Source organism: Stenotrophomonas sp. C3(2023) (assembly GCF_032911385.1).
GTDB lineage: Bacteria > Pseudomonadota > Gammaproteobacteria > Xanthomonadales > Xanthomonadaceae > Stenotrophomonas.
Genome location: NZ_JAWJLO010000001.1, coordinates 2,804,065 through 2,822,856, shown reverse-complemented (window position 1 = coordinate 2,822,856; position 18,792 = coordinate 2,804,065). Strand labels below are relative to the sequence as shown.

Sequence of the window (18,792 nt, the reverse complement as noted above, 5' to 3'; positions counted from 1 at the left end):
GTCACGTGCCTGGCAGGGCCGCCCGCGCGCTTGCGCTGACGCAGCGTCTAGAATGGGCGGGGTATCCCCCGGTCCTGTGCCAACCCCATGATCTACTTCCACGACATCGACCCCATCGCGCTGAAGCTGGGTCCGCTTTCTGTTCATTGGTACGGCGTGATGTACCTGCTCGGCTTCGCGTCGGCCTGGTGGCTGGGCAAGCGCCGGGTCGCGGCCGGCCGCCTGCCGGGGGTGGATGCCAACGGCTTCTCCGACCTTCTGTTCTACGCGATGCTGGGCGTGGTCGTGGGTGGCCGTGTCGGTTACATGCTGTTCTATGCGCTCGGCGACGTGCTGCACGATCCGTTGCTGCTGTTCAAGGTGTGGGACGGCGGCATGAGCTTCCATGGCGGCCTGCTGGGTGTACTGGTCGCCAGCTGGTGGTGGTCGCGCCGACACCGCACGCACTTTGCCGACACCATGGATTTTGTCGCGCCGCTGGTACCGCTGGGCCTGGGCTTTGGCCGCATCGGCAACTTCATCGGCGCCGAGCTGTGGGGCAAGTACACCGACGGTACCTGGGGCGTGGTGTTCCCCTCGGGTCTGCCGGCACCGCTCAACCAGCTCGACACCGCCACGCTGCAGGCGCAGTTCGCCACCGGTGCGCTCAACCCCTACGCCCGCCATCCTTCGCAGCTGTACGAAGCGCTGCTGGAAGGGCTGGTGATGTTCGTCGTGCTGTGGACGGTGTCGGCCAGGCCACGTCATCGCTACCTGGTGTCGGGTCTGTTCGCCCTGCTGTATGGCGTGTTCCGCTTCGCGGTCGAGTTCGTGCGCATGCCGGACAACGGCGTCTACCTCGCCTTTGGCTGGTTCACCAAGGGCCAGCTGCTGAGCCTGCCGCTGGTGGCGCTGGGCCTGGTGCTGCTGGCGATGTCGCGTCGCGCGCCGGTCCTGCAGCCGGCGACGGTTGTCGAGGGCAAGGCATGAAAGCCTACCTCGACCTGTTGTCGCATGTGCTCGAGCATGGTGCGGAGAAAAGCGATCGCACCGGCACCGGCACGCGCAGCGTGTTTGGCTGGCAGATGCGCTTCGACCTCAATGCAGGTTTCCCGCTGGTGACCACCAAGAAGCTGCACCTGCGGTCGATCATCCATGAACTGCTGTGGTTCCTCAAAGGCGACACAAATATCGCCTATCTCAAGGAAAACCAGGTACGCATCTGGGACGAGTGGGCCGATGAGAACGGCGATCTGGGCCCGGTTTACGGCAAGCAGTGGCGGCGCTGGGAAGCGGCCGACGGCCAGGTCATCGACCAGATGCAATGGCTGGTGGAGGAGATCAAGCGCAACCCGGATTCGCGTCGGCTGGTGGTGAGTGCCTGGAATGTGGGCGAGCTTCCGCAGATGGCGTTGATGCCCTGCCACAACCTGTTCCAGTTCTATGTGGTGGACGGCAAGCTGAGTTGCCAGCTGTACCAGCGCAGCGGTGACATCTTCCTCGGCGTGCCGTTCAACATCGCCAGCTACGCACTGCTCACCCACATGGTGGCGCAGGCCACCGGGCTGGGCGTGGGCGATTTCGTGCACACGCTCGGCGATGCCCATCTGTATTCGAACCACTACGCGCAGGCGCGCGAACAGCTGGCGCGCGAACCGCGGGCGTTGCCGACGCTCTGGCTCAACCCGGAAGTCGATGACCTGTTCGCGTTCAACTTCGATGACATCCGCATCGACGGCTATGACCCGCACCCGGCGATCAAGGCGCCGGTTGCGGTATGAGCAACGCGATGAAGGTTTCCATGGTGGTGGCGGTTGATCGCAACCTGGGCATCGGCCAGGGCAACACCATGCCGTGGCACCTGCCTGACGACTTCCGGCACTTCAAGGCGCTCACTCTGGGCAGACCGATCCTGATGGGGCGCAGGACCGCGCAGTCGCTTGGCCGCGCCTTGCCGGGGCGGACCAATCTGGTGCTGACCCGCAGCGGGCAGGTGCCGTATGCCGGCATGCAGGCCGTGGCATCGTTCGAGCAGGCGCTGGATGCGGCGCAGGCCGAAGGTGCGCAGGAGCTGTGCGTGATCGGCGGCGGCGAGGTCTATCGCCACCTGTTGCCGAAGGCGACCGATCTGTATGTGACCGAAGTGGACGCGGAGGTGATCGCCGACACCCACTTCCCCCCGATCGACCTGACGCAGTGGCAGCAACAGGACAGCCAGCTGCATCCTGCGGACGAGCGACACGCTTACGCGTTCCGCTTCGTGCATTACACCCGCCGCTGAGGCGGCCTGCAAACCTCGACGCTTCGCGGTCGCCGACCGTAGAGCCGGGCTCTGCCCGGCTGCACTTCGGTCAGGTCACGGCGAAGCCGCGCTTCGCGCTCGCCGGGCAGAGCCCGGCGCTACGTGGCTGCACTTCGGTCAGGTCACGCTGAAGCCGCGCTTCGCGCTCGCCGGGCAGAGCCCGGCGCTACGTGGCTGCTCTTCGGTCAGGGTTACGCTGAAGCCGCGCTGCGCGCTCGCCGGGCAGAGCCCGGCGCTACGTGGCTGCCGTCCGGTCAGCGCTCGCCGGGCAACGCCCGGCATCATCATGCTGCGGGTGGGGTCGGCTTGTTGCCACCGCCACCACCACCGCGGCCACGGCGGCGGCGAGGGCCGCGCGATGCGGCAGGTGTGCCTGCCGGTGCCGCTGCACCACCGCGCTCCTGCGTTGCGCGCGGCGGGCGCGGGGCCGGTCTGGAGGGTGCCGGCACGTCGCGGCCGGGCACCTGCACCACGCGCAGTTCGTCGGTGTCCAGCTGCAGTGCGGTGAGCTTGCCCCCCCAGACGGCACCGGTGTCGATGGCATGCACCCCCTGGGTGATGGTCAGGCCCAGCGCGGACCAGTGTCCGCAGACGATCTTCAGGTCACGCTCGACCCGGCCCGGCACTTCAAACCAAGGGTAGAGACCCTGTTCCTGCGTGCCCGGGGTGCCCTTGTCTTCGATGCCGATGCGGCCGCGCGGGGTGCAGTAACGCATGCGCGTGAGGACGTTGATGATCGCGCGGCTGCGGTCATGGCCGGCCAGCCCGGGGGTCCAGCTCGGCTTGTCGCCGTACATGTTGCGGAACAGCTTGCGGTAGCCGTTGCCATGCAGCTGCACTTCCACTTCGTGTGCGTGCTTCTCGGCGAGCTGTGTGGTCCATTTCGGGGCCAGCCCGGCGTGGACCATCATCCAGCCCAGCTCGCGGTCGGCGTGCACCAGCTTCTGCATGCGCAGCCACTCCAGCAGCGTGTCGCGGTCTTCGGCCTGGACGATGCGCAGCAGGTCCGGGTTGACCTTGCGCTGCTCCTCCTCGGTTCGCGAACCCACCGCCAGCAGCGAAAGATCGTGATTGCCCAGCACCACCACGCTGTGCTCGCGCAAAGAGTGCACCAGACGCAGGGTCTCCAGCGACTGGCCACCCCGGTTGACCAGGTCACCGGCGAACCACAAGGTATCCTGCGCGGGGTCGAAGCGGATCTTTTCCAGCAGCCGCTGGGTCACGTCATAGCAACCCTGCAGGTCACCGATGGCCCACACACTCATGTTCCGGCCTCCGTCTCAGTGCAGGGTTCGTGGGATGGACAGCACGAAGGCTGCGATCGGCGCGGTGAACTCGGTACCGTCGTCGGCAACCATCTCGTAATGTCCCTGCATCGTTCCATGTTCGGTGCCCAGCATGACGCCGGAGGTGTAACGGAAGTCTTCACCTGGCCGCAGCCGGGGCTGCTCGCCGATCACGCCATCGCCGTCGACGTGCTCGACACGGCCGTTGGCATCGGTGATGCGCCAGTGGCGGCTCACCAGACGCGCGGCAACGCGTCCACGGTTGCGGATGACGATGGTATAGGCGAACGCATAGCGCCCGTCTTCCGGGGCGGACTGGTCGTCGAGAAACCGTGGCGCGACTTCCACGGCGATGGCATAGGGTTCGGCGTCTTGCATTCGGGCAATCTTGGCAATCTGATCAGGAGGCGTTGGCGAGGGCGATGAATTCGGCCACTTCCAACTGCTCGGCACGCGCATCGGGACGCACGCCGGCGGCAGCGAACTGCTCGGCCGACACCACCGTGTTCAGCGCATTGCGCAGCGTCTTGCGCCGCTGGCCGAACGCGGCACGCACCACGTCGGCAAAACGGCGCGGATCGTCAATGCCCACCGTGGCCGGGTCGCGCGGGATCATCCGCACCACGGCGGAATCCACCTTCGGCGGCGGCCGGAACGCGCCCGGCGGCACCACGAACAGCGAGATCACCTGGCAGTACGCCTGCAGCATGACGCTCAGGCGCCCGTAGACCTTGCTGCCCGGGCCTGCCGCCATGCGGTCGACCACTTCTTTCTGCAGCATGAAGTGCATGTCGGTGATCACCGCCGCATGCTCCAGCGCATGGAACAGGATGGGCGAGGAAATGTTGTAGGGCAGGTTGCCAACCAGACGGATCGGCTCGCCGGCGGCCAGCTCGGTGAAGTCCACGCGCAGCACGTCGCGGGGGACGATGGTCAGCTCGCCCAGCGGAGCGGCGGCGGCGGTCAAGGGCTCGATCAGGTCACGGTCGAACTCGATCACGGTCAACCGCGGATGCTGGCGCAGCAGCGGCAGGGTAATGGCGCCCTGGCCCGGCCCGATCTCGACCAGCCGGTCGTCGCCTTTGGGATTGACGGCCATGACGATCTTGTCGATGTAATGGCGGTCGGCCAGGAAGTGCTGGCCAAGCTGCTTCTTGGCCGGGGCGGTGAACGCCGGCGCAGCGGGGGAATGCGGATTCATGCGCTCAGTTTATGCGCGACGCCGGTGCCCGTCACCTTTCCAGCGCGATAGACGTGCTCAGCCTGGTGCCAGCCCCTGCGCTGCCAGCTGAGCGCACAGCGTGGTGGCTGCCATCAGGCTGGAAGGATCGGCCACGCCACGGCCTGCCAGCTCAAGAGCGGTGCCATGGTCGACCGCCACGCGGGGGTAGGGCAGGCCCAGCGTAAGGTTCACGGCCTGCTCGAACCCGGAGTACTTCAATACCGGCAGTCCCTGGTCGTGGTACATCGCCAGCACGCTGTCAAAACCGCTCAGCCGCGACGGCAGGAAGGCGGTGTCCGCTGGCAGCGGCCCGATCAGGTCCATGCCTTCAGCGCGCAGGCGCTGCAGCAACGGGATCATCAGGTCCAGCTCTTCACGGCCGAGGTGGCCGTCTTCACCGGCATGCGGGTTCAGGCCGAGCACCGCGATGCGGGGTCGGTCCACGCCGAACCGCGCACGCAGCGAATGGTGCACGGTGCGCAGGGCGTGTTCGAGCACGGGTGCGGTGATGGCATCGGCCACCTCGCGCAGCGGCAGATGGGTCGTCGCCAGTGCCACGCGCACGATGTCATTGGCCAGCATCATCACCACGGAGACGCCGGCCTGGTCGGCCAGCAGCTCGGTGGTGCCGCTGTAGGCAATGCCGCCATCGTTGATCACCGCCTTGTGCACCGGTCCGGTGACCACGCCATGCAGCTGGCCGGACAGGCAGGCGTGTCCGGCGCCCAGCAGGGCGTCGATCACCGCGCGGGCATTGGCCGGGTCGGTTGCACCGAAGCGCGAGGGGCGGGCATTGGGAACGGCGCGCAGCCGCAGGTCGCCTGGCAGACGTGCCTGCTCATCTTCGCCCAGCAGCTGCAGCGGCAGGCCCAGCTGGGCTGCCGCTGCTTGCAGGGTGTCGGGGTCGGCGAAGGCCAGCAGGCGGCAATCCTGCCGCGGCTGCTGGACCAGCCTGACACAGAGCTCCGGGCCGATACCGGCCGGTTCGCCCGGGACCAGCCCGAGCTCGGGACGCATGACTCAGGCCTGCGGCGGCGTTGCCGTGCTCTCGGCACGATCGCCGCTGCGGAAGCTCACGTAGGCTTCGCCGCGCAGCTCCTGCAGGAAGCGGTTGTACTCTTCTTCCAACTTGCGGCGGCCGATGGTCTCGCGGATCTGCGCACGCTGGTTGTCCACGCCGACATCGGTCTGGCGGGTTTCCACGCGCTGCAGGATGTGCCAGCCGGCGTCGGTGCGGAACGGCTGGCTGACGCCGCCATCAGCGACGCTGGTGACCTGGCGGCCGAAGTCCGGGCCAAAGGCATCGGCCGGGAACCAGCCCAGATCACCACCCTGGCCACGGCTGTTGTTGTCTTCCGAGGATTCGCGGGCCACGGTCTCGAACTCCGCGCCGCCAGCGATGCGCGCGCGCAGGGTATCGATCTTCGCCTTGGCGGCGGCATCGTTCTGCTGGTCATCCACGCGCACCAGAATGTGGCGGGCGTGGTACTCGGTGACGGTCTGGCCGGTCGCCGAGGCGCTGGTGTCGCGCACTTCGATCAGCTTCAGCAGCTGGAAGCCACTCGGGCCGCGCAGCGGGCCGACCACGTCACCCGGCTTCATGTCCTTCATCAGCTGGGCGAAGGCGTTGGGGATCTCATCGGCGGTTCGCCAGCCGAGGTCGCCGCCTTCCAGGGCGTTGGGGCTGTCCGAATAGCGCACGGCGGCCGCGTTGAAGTCCAGCTCGCCCTTGTCCAGCAGCGACTTCACACCATCAGCCTTCTGCTGGCCGGTGGCGATCTGCTCGGCCGTGGCACCGTCGGGCGTGGCGATCAGGATATGGGCCAGGTGGTACTGGGTGCCCACGGTGGCTTCCTGCTTCAGCGCGGCGTCGACCTCACCCTCGCTGACGCTGACCCGGCTCTGGGCGAAGCTCTGGCGCAGACGCTGCACGGTGATTTCCTCGCGCACCGAACGGCGGAAGTCCTCGAAATCGATCCCGTCCTCGGCCAGACGCTGGCGCAGCTGGTCAACGCTGGCGCCATTCTGCTGCGCGATGGCGTTGATGGCCTGGGTCAGCTCCTGGTCACCAATGCGGATGCCGCTGCTTTCAGCACGGGCGACCTGCAGCTTGACCAGCACCAGACGCTCGAGCACCTGGCGGGCCAGCACGTCTTCCGGCGGCAGCTGGTTCTCGCGGCCGGCGTACTGGCTGCGGATGTTGGCCAGGGCACGGTCCAGCTCGCTCTGCAGGATCACGTCTTCATCGACGATCGCCGCGATCCGGTCCAGGGCCTGGGTCTGCTGGGCAAGCGCCTGCAGCGGGGCGGAGACGCTGGAAACGGCCAGCAGCGATGCGAGTAGGACAGGGAAGGTCTTGGTCATGGGATCTGGTTCGGATCGTAGTCGTCGCGGCTGGCGCCGGTGTTGCTGGGCGGGACCAGATAGAGGTCGTCGCGGTTGTAGCCGAGGATAGCACGGCGCAGCGTACGGTCCGTGTTCTGCCCGATGGAGCTCAGGCCCTTGAGCACGAACTCGATCTGGAAGGAATTGTTCAGGTCGCCTTCCCGGTTGCGCACGTAGCGGCGGGCGATGGCGCGGACCGCCAGGCAGCAGCTGTCCCACTGCACGCCACCGATGACCTCCAGCGGCTTGGCGTCCTGGATGGAGTAGTAGTAGCGGCCGACCAGGCTCCAGCTGGGGCTGATCGGGTACAGGAACGACAGGTCGGCCTGCTCGAGCAGCTCGCTGCCGTTGGGATTGAGGCGGTGGCGGTAGGTCAGGTTGACGATGCCGTCGTTGGACATCAGGTAGCGCGCGCGCAGGCTGGCCAGGTCCTCGCGCTTGTACTTGGGGTCCCACTGGTAGGTCGCGCCGAGGTTCCAGCGGTCGTTGATCTGCCAGTTCGAATCGGCGATCCAGGCCGACTTGCCCTTTTCGACCGGGATCGAGTACGGGCTGATGCTGACGCGCGAGTCGTCGAAATACAGGATCTGGCCAATGCTGGCCGAGAAGCGCTCGCGACCGCTGTTCTGGTCGATGAAGCGGGTGCTGACCGCCAGGGTGAGCTGGTTGGCGTCGTTCTGACGGTCCGGACCGGAGTAGCGCGAGTCGCGGAACAGCTGGCCCCAGCTGAAGGTGAAGTCGCGGGTGTCGAACACCGGCAGCTCGTCCTGGTCGCGGTACGGCGTGCGCAGGTAGAACAGACGCGGCTCCAGCGTATGCAGGTAGGGCTTGTCGCCGATGGTGGTCTCGCGGTCGAAGAACAGACCGGCATCCAGGCTGGCGATGGGCACGCTGCGCGAGGGCGAGGTGTTGCCGCGCAGCTGCTCAGGGGTCGGGTTGGTGATGCCGGCCGCCGCCAGATTGGTCTGGCGGATCTCATCGGCCAGGCCCTGTTCCAGGTCGTAGGCGGTGTAGCGCCACGCCAGGGTGGGGGTCACATACCAGGACGCGCCGGTGAACGGCAGGCTGACGTACGGCTTGATGTCCAGGCGCGAACCACCGTCGACGCCGATGCCGGAGGTCTTGACCTGCCCGTTGCGGATGTACTCGCCCTCGGGCGTGCGGGTCTTGTAGTTGACGTCGTCATGGGTGAAGCGCACGGCTTCGGCGTAGACGCCCACGTCCAGCCACGGCAGCACCGGCTTGTCCCAGGTGCCGAACAGACGCGGCTGGCGGTTGTACGGCAGCGACTGCTCGGTGAGGGTGTAGTCGGTCAGCTGCCAGTAGTCGGCCATCAGACCGCCACTCCAGTTCTCGCCGGTGCCGTAGATGCCGGCCTGACTCTGCAGGTTGGACGCGGTGACGCCAAGCAGGCGATTGGAGAAGTCCTCCACGTAACGCTCGTCACTGACCCAGGCAATGTTGGCGCGCGCCTGCCACTGGCTGTTGATGTTGTGGAAGCCGCTGTACTCCACGCGGCCGCGGTCGCGGTCGCGCAGCTTGTCGCTGGGCATGTAGGCAGTCAGCAGTTCGCCACGGCCACCGCGGTAGAGGTAGCGGAACTCGTTGTCCAGCATCAGCCCGCGCTTGCTCATGTAGCGCGGCATCAGGGTGTCGTCGAAGTTCGGCGCCAGGTTCAGGTAGATCGGCTGGGTGTAGTCGAAGCCGTTGCGGCCGGACACCTTGAGCTCGGGGTAGAGCAGGCCGGTCTGGCGACGGTCGTCGATCGGGAACTTGAAGTACGGCGCCCACAGCACCGGCACCTTGCCGATGCGCAGCACGGCGTTGCGCGCGGTACCGAAGCCTTCATCGTTGTCCACTTCGATCTGCGGCGCAGACAGCTTCCACACCGGCTGCGAAGGGTCGCAGGTGGTGTAGGTCGAGCGGTGCATCTGGCCGACGGCACCCTGCAGGTCGATCGACTCCGCCCCGCCGTTGCCGCGGCGCGACACCAGCTGGTACTGGATGTCGCTGATCTTGTGGGTATCGCTTTCCTGGTTGCCCTCGGCCCGCTGGGCGACCATGCGGATCGAGGAGTCCTGGTAGCGGACATTGCCTTCGGCCCGGTAGTTGCCGGTATCGGTGTCAAAGCTCAGGTGGTCGGTGCCCAGGAACTGGTCACCACGCTTGAGCGCCACATTGCCCTCGTACTGGGGCACGGTCGAGGTGCCATACAGCTGGTCACCCTCGATGTCGGTGGGCTGCTGGTCACGGGTGGCCACCGCGGCTTTGTCCGCCGGGGGCGCATCGGTGAACGCAGGCAGCACGTCGGTTGCCGGGCAAAGCCCCCAGTTGAGTGGCTTGTCATCGGCAAATGCGGGCAGGCACAGGGCAATGCCCAGCGGGAGAGGCAGCAGGCGAAGGGTATGGCGCACGCGTGATGACATTCAGGCGAAAACGGACGGTAGCTTGCCCCATCCCTTGCATAGGGGCAATGAAGGTCGCCGACAGGTCGCGGCTTGGGTTCATCCGCCGGGGGTAACGGGCGCATCCTCAAGCAGGGCACCAACGTGGGCCACGCTGCACTCGGCCAGCGCCTGCAGGTCGTAGCCGCCCTCCAGGGTGGAGACCAGCCGGCCCTGCGCATGCCGCCGCGCCAGCTGGTGCAGCTGCGCGGTCAGCCAGGCGAAGTCGTCGGCCTCCAGCATCAGGTCGGCCTGCGGATCACGCAGGTGGCCATCGAAGCCGGCCGAGACCAGCACCAGCTGTGGCCGGAAGTCATCGATGGCCGGCAGCATCTCGTCGGCCCAGACGTTGCGGAAGCGCAGCCCGTCGCTGCCCGGCGGCAGCAGGATGTTGAGCAGGTTGCCCGCGCCGCGGTCACGGCGCAGGCCGGAGTTGGGGAACAGCCCGGCCTGGTGGGTGCTGTAGTAGGCCACCCGCGGGTCGTGCTGGAAGATGTCCTGGGTGCCATTGCCGTGGTGGACGTCGAAGTCGACCACGGCGATCCGTTCAAGGCCATGGCGGTCGCGCGCATGGGCGGCGGCCACGGCCACATTGTTGAGCAGGCAGAAGCCCATCGCGCTGGTGACGGTGGCATGGTGGCCGGGCGGGCGCACCGCGCAGAAGGCCAGTGGATCGTCGCCCAGCATCACCGCATCGACTGCGGCAATGCCGGCCCCTGCCGCATGCAAGGCGGCGCTGGCCGAGCCGGGTGAGGTCCGGGTGTCCATGTCCAGCTGCCGCAGCGGGGCCGTCTGCGCCTGCAGCACCAGATCGATCAGCTCGGTCTCGTGCACCCGCGCCAGGTCGCCCAGCTTGGCCGGTGGGGCCGGGCGCCACTGCAGCTGGCCGGGGAACCGCGCGTGCAGCGCATCGAGCACGACCTGCAGCCGCTGCGGGCTCTCGGGGTGATCGGGGCCGGGATCATGCAGCAGGCAGGAGGGATGGGTATAGGCCAGCATGGGGCAGGGCGTCCGGTAGGGCGTCAGCGGTGGCGCCGGGCATGCTGCCAGAACACTTCGCCGTGGCCATCGGCTCGGGCGAGCACGCGGGCCAGCACGAACAGCAGGTCTGACAGCCGGTTGAGGTACTGCAGGGCCGGCGCGCGAACCGCTTGCTGGCGCGCCAGTCGTACCGTGCAGCGCTCGGCGCGACGCACGATGGCACGGGCCAGATGGCAGCGCGCGGCCGCTTCGCCCCCGGCGGGCAGGATGAACTCCCGCAGCGCAGGCAGATCGGCGTTGTAGTGGTCCAGCTGCTGCTCCAGCGCCAGCACGTCGGCCTCGGTGATGGCGGCATGGCCGGGAATGCACAGTTCACCGCCGAGGTCGAACAGCTGATGCTGCACCGTGGTCAGCAGGGCGCGGATGTCATCAGGCAGGGCCACTGCCAGCAGCACGCCAAGGGCCGAGTTGGCTTCGTCGACTGTGCCGAAGGCGTCAACACGCACGTCATCCTTGTCGACCCGGCTGCCGTCACCCAGCCCCGTGCTGCCGTCGTCGCCGGTGCGGGTGTAGATGCGCGACAAGCGGTTGCCCATCGTCGAGGCCTCAGCGCTGCAGGTCGCGGCGCGCCTGCGCCAGCTTGCGGGCCTGTTCGCTGGCCAGCTGCAGCGCTGCGGCAAGGCCCACGTACAGGGCGGTGACGCCGAGGTAGGGGCCGAACCAGTCGCTGTAGTTCTTCCACCAGCCGGCCAGCGTCGGTGCGGGCACGCTGTGGCTGGCCCAGTAGAAGCCACCCTGCGCGAACAGGTGGCACACGGCAGTGGCGGCCACCAGCAGCACGCTGCCGCGTGCCAGGGTGGACCAGCGGGCTCCTTCATAGCCCTGGGCCACCAACATGCCGCCAGCCCACATCGCGAAGTGTGCCGGCAGCAGCATCCAGTAGCCCGGCGAGACGCAGTAGTGCTGCCAGAAATCCAGGCCGCTGCGGCTGATCACCAGCCAGTCCAGCACCACCGCCAAGCCCATCAGCAGGGGGAAGGCGAGCCGTGTCCAGCTTCGCAGGTAGAAGCCGCCGATGAAGAACAATGCCCACGAGGCGTCCGGCACGGCATTGAAATGGTGGATGCGGGTGGCAGCCATCACCAATGCCAGCAGGGCCAACACCAGCAGATTGTGGGTTCGGGTGGTCATCAGCGTGGCGGGTCACAGTGGAAGGACGTGGACCATTCTAGACGGCTGACTGCGGCGTTGCGACGCAGGCCGCCTGGGGCAGGGAGTATCATGGCGCGCATGAGTGAACGTCATGATGTCCTGATCGTCGGCGGCGGCCTGGTTGGCGCCAGCCTGGCCATTGCCCTGCATGGCCACGGCCGCGATGTCGCGCTGCTGGAGGCCACCGCGGGCGACAGCCTGCCGGCGGTGTTCGACCAGCGCAACCTGAGCTTTGCCGCAGCCACGGTCAATGCACTGACTGCGCTGGGGGTCATGCAGAAGCTCGTATCACCGCCCGGGCCGATCACCCGCATCCATGTCAGCCGCGCCGGAGATTTCGGCCGGGTGCAGCTGGCCGCCGCCGATTATGACCGCCCGTATTTCGGGCAGGTGGTGGTGGCGCGCGATTTCGGCAATGCATTGGAGGCGAGGCTGCAGGAGCTGCCGGTGGTGCGGCGCTACCGGCCGATGCGGTTTGTCGGCCTGGGCGAGGTCGTGGACGGCTACCGCCAGGTGCGGGTGGCCGATGCCGATGGCGAGCGCACGCTGCAGGCGCGGCTGGTGGTCGGCGCTGACGGCACCCGCAGTGGCGTACGCCAGGCGCTGGGTATCGCGGTGGACACCCATGATTTCCAGCAGACCCTGCTGGTGGCCCGGCTGCGCAGCCAGCGTGCGCCCGATGGCACGGCCTGGGAACGGTTCACTGACAATGGCCCCACGGCGCTGCTGCCGCGCGGGGACCGACATTACGGTGTGGTCCATGGCGTGCCGGGTGATCAGGCCGAGGCCGTGCTCGCACTGGACGATGCGGCATGGCTGCAGCGCCTGCAGCAGGCGATCGGCTGGCGTGCCGGTCGTCTGCTCGGCTCCGGGCCGCGCAGTGCCTACCCGCTGCGCCAGGTGCTGGCCCAGGACGTGGTCGGCCAACGCGCCGTGCTGCTCGGCAATGCCGCGCAGACCATTCATCCGCTGGGCGCACAGGGTTTCAACCTTGGCCTGCGCGACGCGCTGACCCTGGCCGAACTGCTCGAACCGGCCGGTGATGCCGGCGCCGATGCGCTGCTGCAGGCCTATGTGCAGCGGCGTGCCGAAGACCGTCGGCAGACCATCGCGTTCTCCGGTGGGCTGGCACGGCTGACCAGCAACGCGGCGCCGTTGCTGCGGCCACTGCGCAGCCTGGGCCTGCTGGCCACGCAGGCACCGGCGGTGCAGTCACTGCTGGTGGGCGGGGCGATGGGCTTCCGCGGCGATGTGCCACGGCTGTGCCGTGGAGTGGCGGCATGAACCGCCGCGCACGCTCGGATGTGGTGGTGGTGGGCGGCGGCGTGGTCGGCGCCAGCTGCGCGCTTGCGCTCGCCATGGCGGGTCTGCAGGTAGTGCTGGTGGAAGGTCGCGAGCCGACGCGCTGGCAGGCCGGGCACCCGGACCTGCGGGTGTTTGCCTTCGCCGCTGACAACGTACGGCTGCTGCAGTCGCTCGGGGTCTGGCCGCAGGTCGCTGCCGCGCGCGCCTGGCCGTACCGGCGCATGCAGGTCTGGGATGCCGCCGGTGGCGACGATCTGGTGTTCGACGCGGACCGCTTCGGACGCAGCGAGCTGGGCTTCATCGTGGAAAACAGCCTGCTGCAGGACCGCCTGTGGTCCGCGCTGCCAGCCGCCGGCGTGCAGCTGCATTGCCCGGCCCGGGTGGAAACGCTTGAGCAGGACGATGACGGGGTGCGGCTGCGGCTGGATGACGGTCGCCGTATCGAAGCGACGCTCGCGGTAGCCGCTGATGGCGCCGATTCGACGCTGCGGCGCCTGGCTGGCATCGAGGTGGACACCCACGATTACCAGCAGCGTGGCGTGGTGGCCTACGTGGACAGCGAACGGCCCAACCAGGCCACGGCGTGGCAGCGCTTCCTGCCGGGTGGGCCGCTGGCGCTGCTGCCCGTTGCCGAATGCCGCAGCTCCATTGTCTGGACGCTGCCCGACACCCAGGCCCAGCGCATGCTGGAAGTGGATGCGGCGGTGTTCGAGCGCGAGCTGACCCGCGCCTTCGGCGGTCGGCTGGGCGAACTGCAGCTGGCCTCGGCGCGGGCTGCTTTCCCGCTGCGCCGGCAGCTTGCGCGGCACTACGTGGCCGGGCGGGTGGTGGCGCTGGGTGATGCGGCGCACGTGGTGCATCCGCTGGCCGGGCAGGGCGTGAACCTGGGCCTGCGCGATGTCGCAGCCCTGCAGCGTTGGCTGGCACCGGCAGCCTCACGCCGTGGTCAGCCGCCCCTGTCGCCGCAGCGTCTGCAGCGCTGGGCGCGCGAACGCCGCAGCGACACCCAGGTGGCCGCCTACAGCTTCGATGCCATCAACCGCCTGTTCTCCAATGACGAAATGCACCTGACCCTGACCCGGGGTCGCGCGCTGGGGTGCGTGGGCAAGTGGCCGCCGCTGGTGCAGGCCTTCTGGAAACGCGCCGCCGGCGTCGCCTGACGCAGGGCGCTGCCCTGCTGCGGCCGTTTCAGCGGCTCGCCAGCGTCCACACCGCCAGCGCCGTTGCCGCCAGTGCGCCGGCGATGAGCGCGGCCCAGGCCAGCAGCACAGCCACTCCCAGCAATCCCTCGCCGTCGTCAAACGCCGGGTCGCGCGCGATCGCGCGCGCCGCTGCCTGTGCACAGCGCAACGCCATCAGGCTGCCGATGACCGGCAGCACGGTCCAGCCCGCGATGGCCATCAGCATGGCAAGCACAGCCAGTGGGTGAGTGCGGGACGTGCGGGCGGTCATGGCCTGGCCTGCGAGGGCAGGCTTTGACCGTACCGTGGGGCGCGCCGTGGCCTGTCCGCTGGTTCAGCGTTGCCTCCGGCGCGGACGTGCACGCGGCGACAGCGCGCCCAGCTCCCTGCGTCGGCGGCGACCTGGCGGCCACGCCATGTCGACAGCTGCAGATGCGTGGGGCTGCAGGCACGCCGCTGAATGCTGCCTTCAGCGGCGGCGATACGCGGTTGCTGGATTCAGCCCCGCCGATCGGTAGCGGCGGCAAGGCAGGCCAGTTCAGTCAATCAGCCAGCCGGCCAGGTCAGCGCGGTCGAGCTTGCCACGCCGCTGGCGGTCCAGCGAGCGGAACTCGTCGGCCAGCGCCGGGTTCGCCGCGGCTTCCTCCTGGCTGATGAAACCGTCGCCGTCCATGTCCAGCGCATCGAAATCAACGCGGTACCGACCGACGATGCTGGTTGGGCTGATCGAGCGCACGGTGACCGGGGTCTGGCCCAGTGGCACTGCGATGTCCACGCTGCCGGTGACCCGGCCGCTGGACAGCGACTGCTGCCTTACCACGCCGCTGTCATCAGTCAACGGCTGGCTCTGCGCGGGGCTGGGCAGCGGCCGCACAGGCTGCGCCTGCAGGGGAAGCGCCAGCAGCACGCTGGCAGCAAACAAGGCGTGGCGGAGGTGAGGCATGGCATTCCTGCAGCATGAACGACGACGATCGCCATGATGCCGTCGGTGGGACAGGCTGGCTAGCGCAGCGGCGAGGCCAGCACGGTGATTTCCTCGCGGTCGTGGTACAGCTGTTTTGCACGTACCACCAGCGCCTTGCCGGCCTGCTGCTCGAACAGCTCCAGGCACAGGCGGGTTTCTTCCCAGCGCTTCTTCATCGGCAGCTTGAGGTTGAAGATCGCGTGGCGGCACCAGCCTTCGCGGAACCAGGTGGCCATGCGCTCGGCAACGCGGCGCGGCTGTTCGACCATGTCGCACACCATCCAGTCCAGCGGCTGCTCCGGCTGCCAGTGGAACCCATCGGCGCGCAGGTGCTCGACCAGCCCGGTGTCCAGAACATGCTGGCGCAGCGGTCCGTTGTCGATGCTGAGCACCTGCATGTGCTGGCGGGTGAGCACCCAGGTCCAGCCGCCGGGCGCGGCGCCCAGGTCGGCCGCGCGCATGCCCGGCCGCACCAGCGCCTCGCGCTCGTCGGCGGCCAGCAGGGTCAGCAGGGCCTCGTCCAGCTTCAGCGCGGAGCGCGATGGTGCTTCGGGCAACAGCTTCAGCCGCGGAATGCCCAGCGCCCACGGTGCGCTGTCGGCCGGGTCGGCGATGCAGACAAAGGCGTGTGTGCCATCGACGAAGACCACATGCAGGCGCGGCAGGCGCGCCTGCGGCTTGTCGGTGAGCAGGCCGGCTTTGCGCAGTGCCGGGCGCAGCGCATTGCCGAACGCGCGTGCCAGCCCGGACAGCGGCTTGCCGGCGTCCGAATCGGGATGTTCGACCCACAGGTCGCCAAACCGCGGCAGGCCTTCGAGGACCTGCACGATGGGGGTGATGCGATCGGTGGGGTCCAGCTGCGGCAGCTCGGCCAGCACCAGCAGTTTCTGCCGCGCGAAGATCAGCTCGCGCCAGGGCAGCCGAGGCGCCAACGCGGCCGCCTCGTCACACATGAACAACACGTAGCCGTCGTTGCGCTGGGTACGGGCGTAACCGGCCACCCCGGCCTGCCCGGCGCGGTACTGCAGTTCGCCGGCCAGCTCGGGTTCAAACCCCTGCCGGCATAGACACAGCAGGCCGATGCCGGACTCAGTAGCGGGCGCCATTGCCTTCCCCATAAGCGCGCAGCACCGCGCGCGCGTCCTCGCGGTGCAGTCCCTGCACCACCTCGATGCCGCGCTTGTTCAGCTCCCCCACCCAGTCGGCCGGCAGCGGGCCCTCGTCGAACTCGGTCAGGGCTTCGACATCGGCGGCGCTGGCGCCGATCAGCAGACGGTCGATGCCGGCCCATACCGTGGCGCCAAAGCACTGGCAGCACGGCTGTGAGCTGGTGGCCAGCGTGACCGGGGAGAGCACCGCGTTCAGGCGCGGGGTCTGCAGGCGCTGCTGGGCCAGCATGTAGGCCATGTTCTCGGCGTGCGCCAGCGAGGTGGTGTGCGGCACCACGCGATTGACGGCAGCGGCGATGACCTTGTCTTCCGGGCCGAACACCACGGCGCCGAACGGCCCGCCGCTGGCATGATCCACATTCAGGCGCGAGAGCGCGATGGCCAGTGCGACCTTGGCTTCGTCGCCCGGATAGCGACGGTCCAGATCGATCTGGTCGTGGATCCAGGCGGGAAGGGTCAGGTGGACTTGCGCATACAGCATCGCGGGGGCCTCGTCATCGGAATTGCGGAAAGAACGGCGCGCAGTGTAGCCCGCCCCCGGTGACAGGGGCGGTCATGTGGCGCCAGGTACAGTCACCGCCGTCATGCAGCGGTGTTGCGGGGTCAGGCTGACCAGGTATCGCGCAGGGTCACGCTGCGGTTGAACACCGGCTTTGCCGGCGTGTGTTCGCGACGGTCGGCAACGAAATAGCCCGTACGCTCGAACTGGAACGCCTGCTCTGGCTCGGCGCAGGCTGCGGCAGGTTCAACATAGCCGGTGACCACGCGGCGCGACGCCGGGTTGAGGTAATCACGGTAGGTCCTGCCCTCGGACTCGTCGTCCGGGTTGGCCACCGAGAACAGCCGGTCGTACAGGCGAACTTCGGCCGGCACCGCATGCACGGCGCTGACCCAGTGGATGGTGCCCTTGACCTTGCGGTTGGCGCCTTCCATGCCGGGGCGCGACTCGGGGTCCAGCCAGCCGCGCAGGCCGGTGACGGTGCCGTCGGCGTCCTTGATCACCTCGTCGCAGCGGATGATGCCGGCGCCACGCAGGCGGACTTCACCACCGGGCACCAGGCGCTTCCAGCCCTTGGGCGGCACCTCGGCAAAGTCCTCACGCTCGATCCACAGCTCGCGGGCGAACGGCACCTGGCGGCTGCCGAAGCGCTCGTCCTTGGGGTGGTTGCTGAAGCTCAGCAGCTCCTCATGGCCTTCGGGCAGGTTGGTCAATTCCAGCCGGATCGGATCGATCACGGCCATGCGGCGCGGTGCGGCGCTGTCCAGGTCCTCACGCAGTGCGCCTTCGAGCACGCTGAAGTCGATCATCGAGTTCTGCTTGCTGATGCCCACGCGTTCGGCGAACAGGCGCATTGCCGCCGGCGTGTAGCCACGGCGGCGCAGGCCCTGCAGGGTCGGCATGCGCGGATCGTCCCAGCCGTCCACCAGCTGTTCGGTGACCAGCGCCATCAGCTTGCGCTTGCTCATCACCGTGTAGTTGATGTTCAGGCGCGAGAACTCGATCTGGCGCGGTTTGGCGGCCTCGCGTGGCAGACCGGCTTCGACCAGCGGCGCGGTCAGCGCCTGGTCGTTAGCGAAATCGACGTTGTCCACGCACCAGTCGTAGAGCGGGCGATGATCCTCGAACTCCAGCGTGCACAGCGAGTGGGTGATGCCTTCCAGCGAATCGCCCAGCGCATGGGCGAAGTCGTACATCGGGTAGATCGGCCAGGCGTTGCCGGTGTTCTGGTGCTCGACGTGCTTGATGCGGTACAGCGCGGGGTCGCGCAGGTTGATGTTGCCGCTGGCCATGTCGATCTTCGCACGCAGCGTGCGCGTGCCATCGGCGAACTCACCGGCGCGCATGCGGCGGAACAGGTCCAGATTTTCCTCGACGCTGCGCTCGCGCCAAGGGGAGGGACGGCCCGGTTCGGTCAGGGTGCCACGGTAGGCCCGCACCTCCTCGGCCGAGAGGTCGCAGACGTAGGCCTTGCCGGCGCCGATCAGTTTCTCGGCGGCCAGGTAATAGGCCTGGAAGTAGTCCGAGGCATGCCGCAGTTCGTTCCAGCGGAAGCCCAGCCAGCGCACGTCGTCCTGGATGGCGGCCACGTACTCGGGATCCTCCTTGGCCGGGTTGGTGTCATCAAGGCGCAGGTTGCATACGCCATTGAACTCGCCGGCAATGCCGAAATTCAGGCAGATCGACTTGGCGTGGCCGATGTGCAGGTAGCCGTTGGGCTCCGGCGGAAAACGGGTCTTGATCGCCTGATGCTTCCCGCTGGCCAGGTCCTCGCGCACGATCTGGCGGATGAAATCGCGCTTTTCGTGGCTGTCGACGGGGGTCTCGGAACTGGCGGGGGTGTGCTCGGACATGATGCGGCGC

Annotated in this window: 18 protein-coding genes and 1 pseudogene; 5 read left to right on the top strand and 14 right to left on the bottom strand. The window is 68.1% G+C overall.

The annotated features are described in order from the left end of the window. Positions 1–87: 87 nt before the first annotated feature. The 3 genes from lgt to RZA67_RS12635 are packed head-to-tail and all read left to right on the top strand — an operon-like array spanning position 88 to position 2,260. Positions 88–969, top strand: a complete 882-nt coding sequence (lgt, locus tag RZA67_RS12645; protein WP_317213078.1) for a prolipoprotein diacylglyceryl transferase — start codon at positions 88–90, stop codon at positions 967–969. Then, positions 966–1,760, top strand: a complete 795-nt coding sequence (locus RZA67_RS12640) for a thymidylate synthase (RefSeq protein WP_317213077.1) — start codon at positions 966–968, stop codon at positions 1,758–1,760. Before lgt ends, RZA67_RS12640 begins: the two co-directional genes overlap by 4 nt. Positions 1,761–1,768: 8 nt before the next feature. Next, positions 1,769–2,260: a dihydrofolate reductase gene (locus tag RZA67_RS12635; RefSeq protein WP_317213076.1), complete on the top strand. Its 492-nt coding sequence runs from the start codon at positions 1,769–1,771 to the stop codon at positions 2,258–2,260. Between the two features lie 305 nt (positions 2,261–2,565). Here the strand turns inward: RZA67_RS12635 and RZA67_RS12630 are convergent, their stop codons facing one another. From RZA67_RS12630 to RZA67_RS12590, 9 genes and pseudogenes are all read right to left on the bottom strand, one after another. Next, positions 2,566–3,546, bottom strand: a complete 981-nt coding sequence (locus tag RZA67_RS12630) for a symmetrical bis(5'-nucleosyl)-tetraphosphatase (protein WP_317213075.1) — start codon at positions 3,544–3,546, stop codon at positions 2,566–2,568. A gap of 15 nt (positions 3,547–3,561) precedes the next feature. Further along, positions 3,562–3,945 (bottom strand): Co2+/Mg2+ efflux protein ApaG, encoded by a 384-nt coding sequence (apaG, locus tag RZA67_RS12625; protein ID WP_317213074.1) that lies wholly within the window; start codon positions 3,943–3,945, stop codon positions 3,562–3,564. A 22-nt stretch (positions 3,946–3,967) separates the two neighbouring features. Continuing rightward, a complete protein-coding gene (rsmA, locus tag RZA67_RS12620) occupies positions 3,968–4,768 on the bottom strand; it encodes a 16S rRNA (adenine(1518)-N(6)/adenine(1519)-N(6))-dimethyltransferase RsmA (RefSeq protein ID WP_317213073.1) in 801 nt (266 codons plus the stop codon). A 57-nt stretch (positions 4,769–4,825) separates the two neighbouring features. Beyond that, complete coding sequence (pdxA, locus tag RZA67_RS12615) at positions 4,826–5,806, bottom strand: 4-hydroxythreonine-4-phosphate dehydrogenase PdxA (RefSeq protein ID WP_317213072.1); 981 nt, start codon at positions 5,804–5,806, stop codon at positions 4,826–4,828. A gap of 30 nt (positions 5,807–5,836) precedes the next feature. After that, a pseudogene (locus RZA67_RS12610) lies at positions 5,837–7,153 on the bottom strand (peptidylprolyl isomerase); the annotation flags it as partial. Further along, the gene (gene lptD / locus RZA67_RS12605) at positions 7,150–9,588 is read right to left on the bottom strand and encodes an LPS-assembly protein LptD (protein ID WP_317213071.1); all 2,439 of its coding nucleotides are present in this window, start codon (positions 9,586–9,588) and stop codon (positions 7,150–7,152) included. The pseudogene RZA67_RS12610 and the gene lptD, both read right to left, overlap by 4 nt. A gap of 90 nt (positions 9,589–9,678) precedes the next feature. After that, on the bottom strand, positions 9,679–10,617 hold the full coding sequence (locus RZA67_RS12600) for a histone deacetylase family protein (protein WP_317213070.1): 939 nt from the start codon (positions 10,615–10,617) through the stop codon (positions 9,679–9,681). Between the two features lie 23 nt (positions 10,618–10,640). Further along, positions 10,641–11,195: a cob(I)yrinic acid a,c-diamide adenosyltransferase gene (locus RZA67_RS12595; RefSeq protein WP_317213069.1), complete on the bottom strand. Its 555-nt coding sequence runs from the start codon at positions 11,193–11,195 to the stop codon at positions 10,641–10,643. Positions 11,196–11,205: 10 nt separating this feature from the next. Next, the gene (locus RZA67_RS12590) at positions 11,206–11,790 is read right to left on the bottom strand and encodes a hypothetical protein (RefSeq protein WP_317213068.1); all 585 of its coding nucleotides are present in this window, start codon (positions 11,788–11,790) and stop codon (positions 11,206–11,208) included. 99 nt (positions 11,791–11,889) lie between these two features. Between RZA67_RS12590 and ubiH the strand changes: the two genes are divergently transcribed. Both ubiH and RZA67_RS12580 read left to right on the top strand, forming a co-directional pair. Continuing rightward, entirely contained in the window at positions 11,890–13,095 is a 1,206-nt protein-coding gene (gene ubiH / locus RZA67_RS12585) for a 2-octaprenyl-6-methoxyphenyl hydroxylase (protein ID WP_317213067.1), read from the top strand. Beyond that, positions 13,092–14,276, top strand: coding sequence for a UbiH/UbiF family hydroxylase (locus RZA67_RS12580; RefSeq protein WP_317213066.1), 1,185 nt, complete (start codon positions 13,092–13,094; stop codon positions 14,274–14,276). Before ubiH ends, RZA67_RS12580 begins: the two co-directional genes overlap by 4 nt. A 28-nt stretch (positions 14,277–14,304) precedes the next feature. On the opposite strand, the gene RZA67_RS12575 is transcribed toward RZA67_RS12580, so the two are convergent. The 5 genes from RZA67_RS12575 to RZA67_RS12555 form a co-directional block, all read right to left on the bottom strand. Further along, on the bottom strand, positions 14,305–14,568 hold the full coding sequence (locus RZA67_RS12575; RefSeq protein WP_317213065.1) for a hypothetical protein: 264 nt from the start codon (positions 14,566–14,568) through the stop codon (positions 14,305–14,307). A gap of 267 nt (positions 14,569–14,835) precedes the next feature. Beyond that, positions 14,836–15,240 carry an EF-hand domain-containing protein gene (locus RZA67_RS12570; protein ID WP_317213064.1) on the bottom strand — a complete coding sequence of 135 codons (405 nt, stop codon included), beginning with the start codon at positions 15,238–15,240 and terminating at the stop codon, positions 14,836–14,838. 59 nt (positions 15,241–15,299) lie between these two features. Further along, a complete protein-coding gene (rlmM, locus tag RZA67_RS12565; protein ID WP_317213063.1) occupies positions 15,300–16,367 on the bottom strand; it encodes a 23S rRNA (cytidine(2498)-2'-O)-methyltransferase RlmM in 1,068 nt (355 codons plus the stop codon). Next, a complete protein-coding gene (locus tag RZA67_RS12560) occupies positions 16,351–16,911 on the bottom strand; it encodes a nucleoside deaminase (RefSeq protein ID WP_317213061.1) in 561 nt (186 codons plus the stop codon). Before RZA67_RS12560 ends, rlmM begins: the two co-directional genes overlap by 17 nt. Positions 16,912–17,033: 122 nt before the next feature. Further along, on the bottom strand, positions 17,034–18,782 hold the full coding sequence (locus RZA67_RS12555) for a glutamine--tRNA ligase/YqeY domain fusion protein (RefSeq protein WP_317213060.1): 1,749 nt from the start codon (positions 18,780–18,782) through the stop codon (positions 17,034–17,036). Positions 18,783–18,792 lie beyond the last annotated feature (10 nt).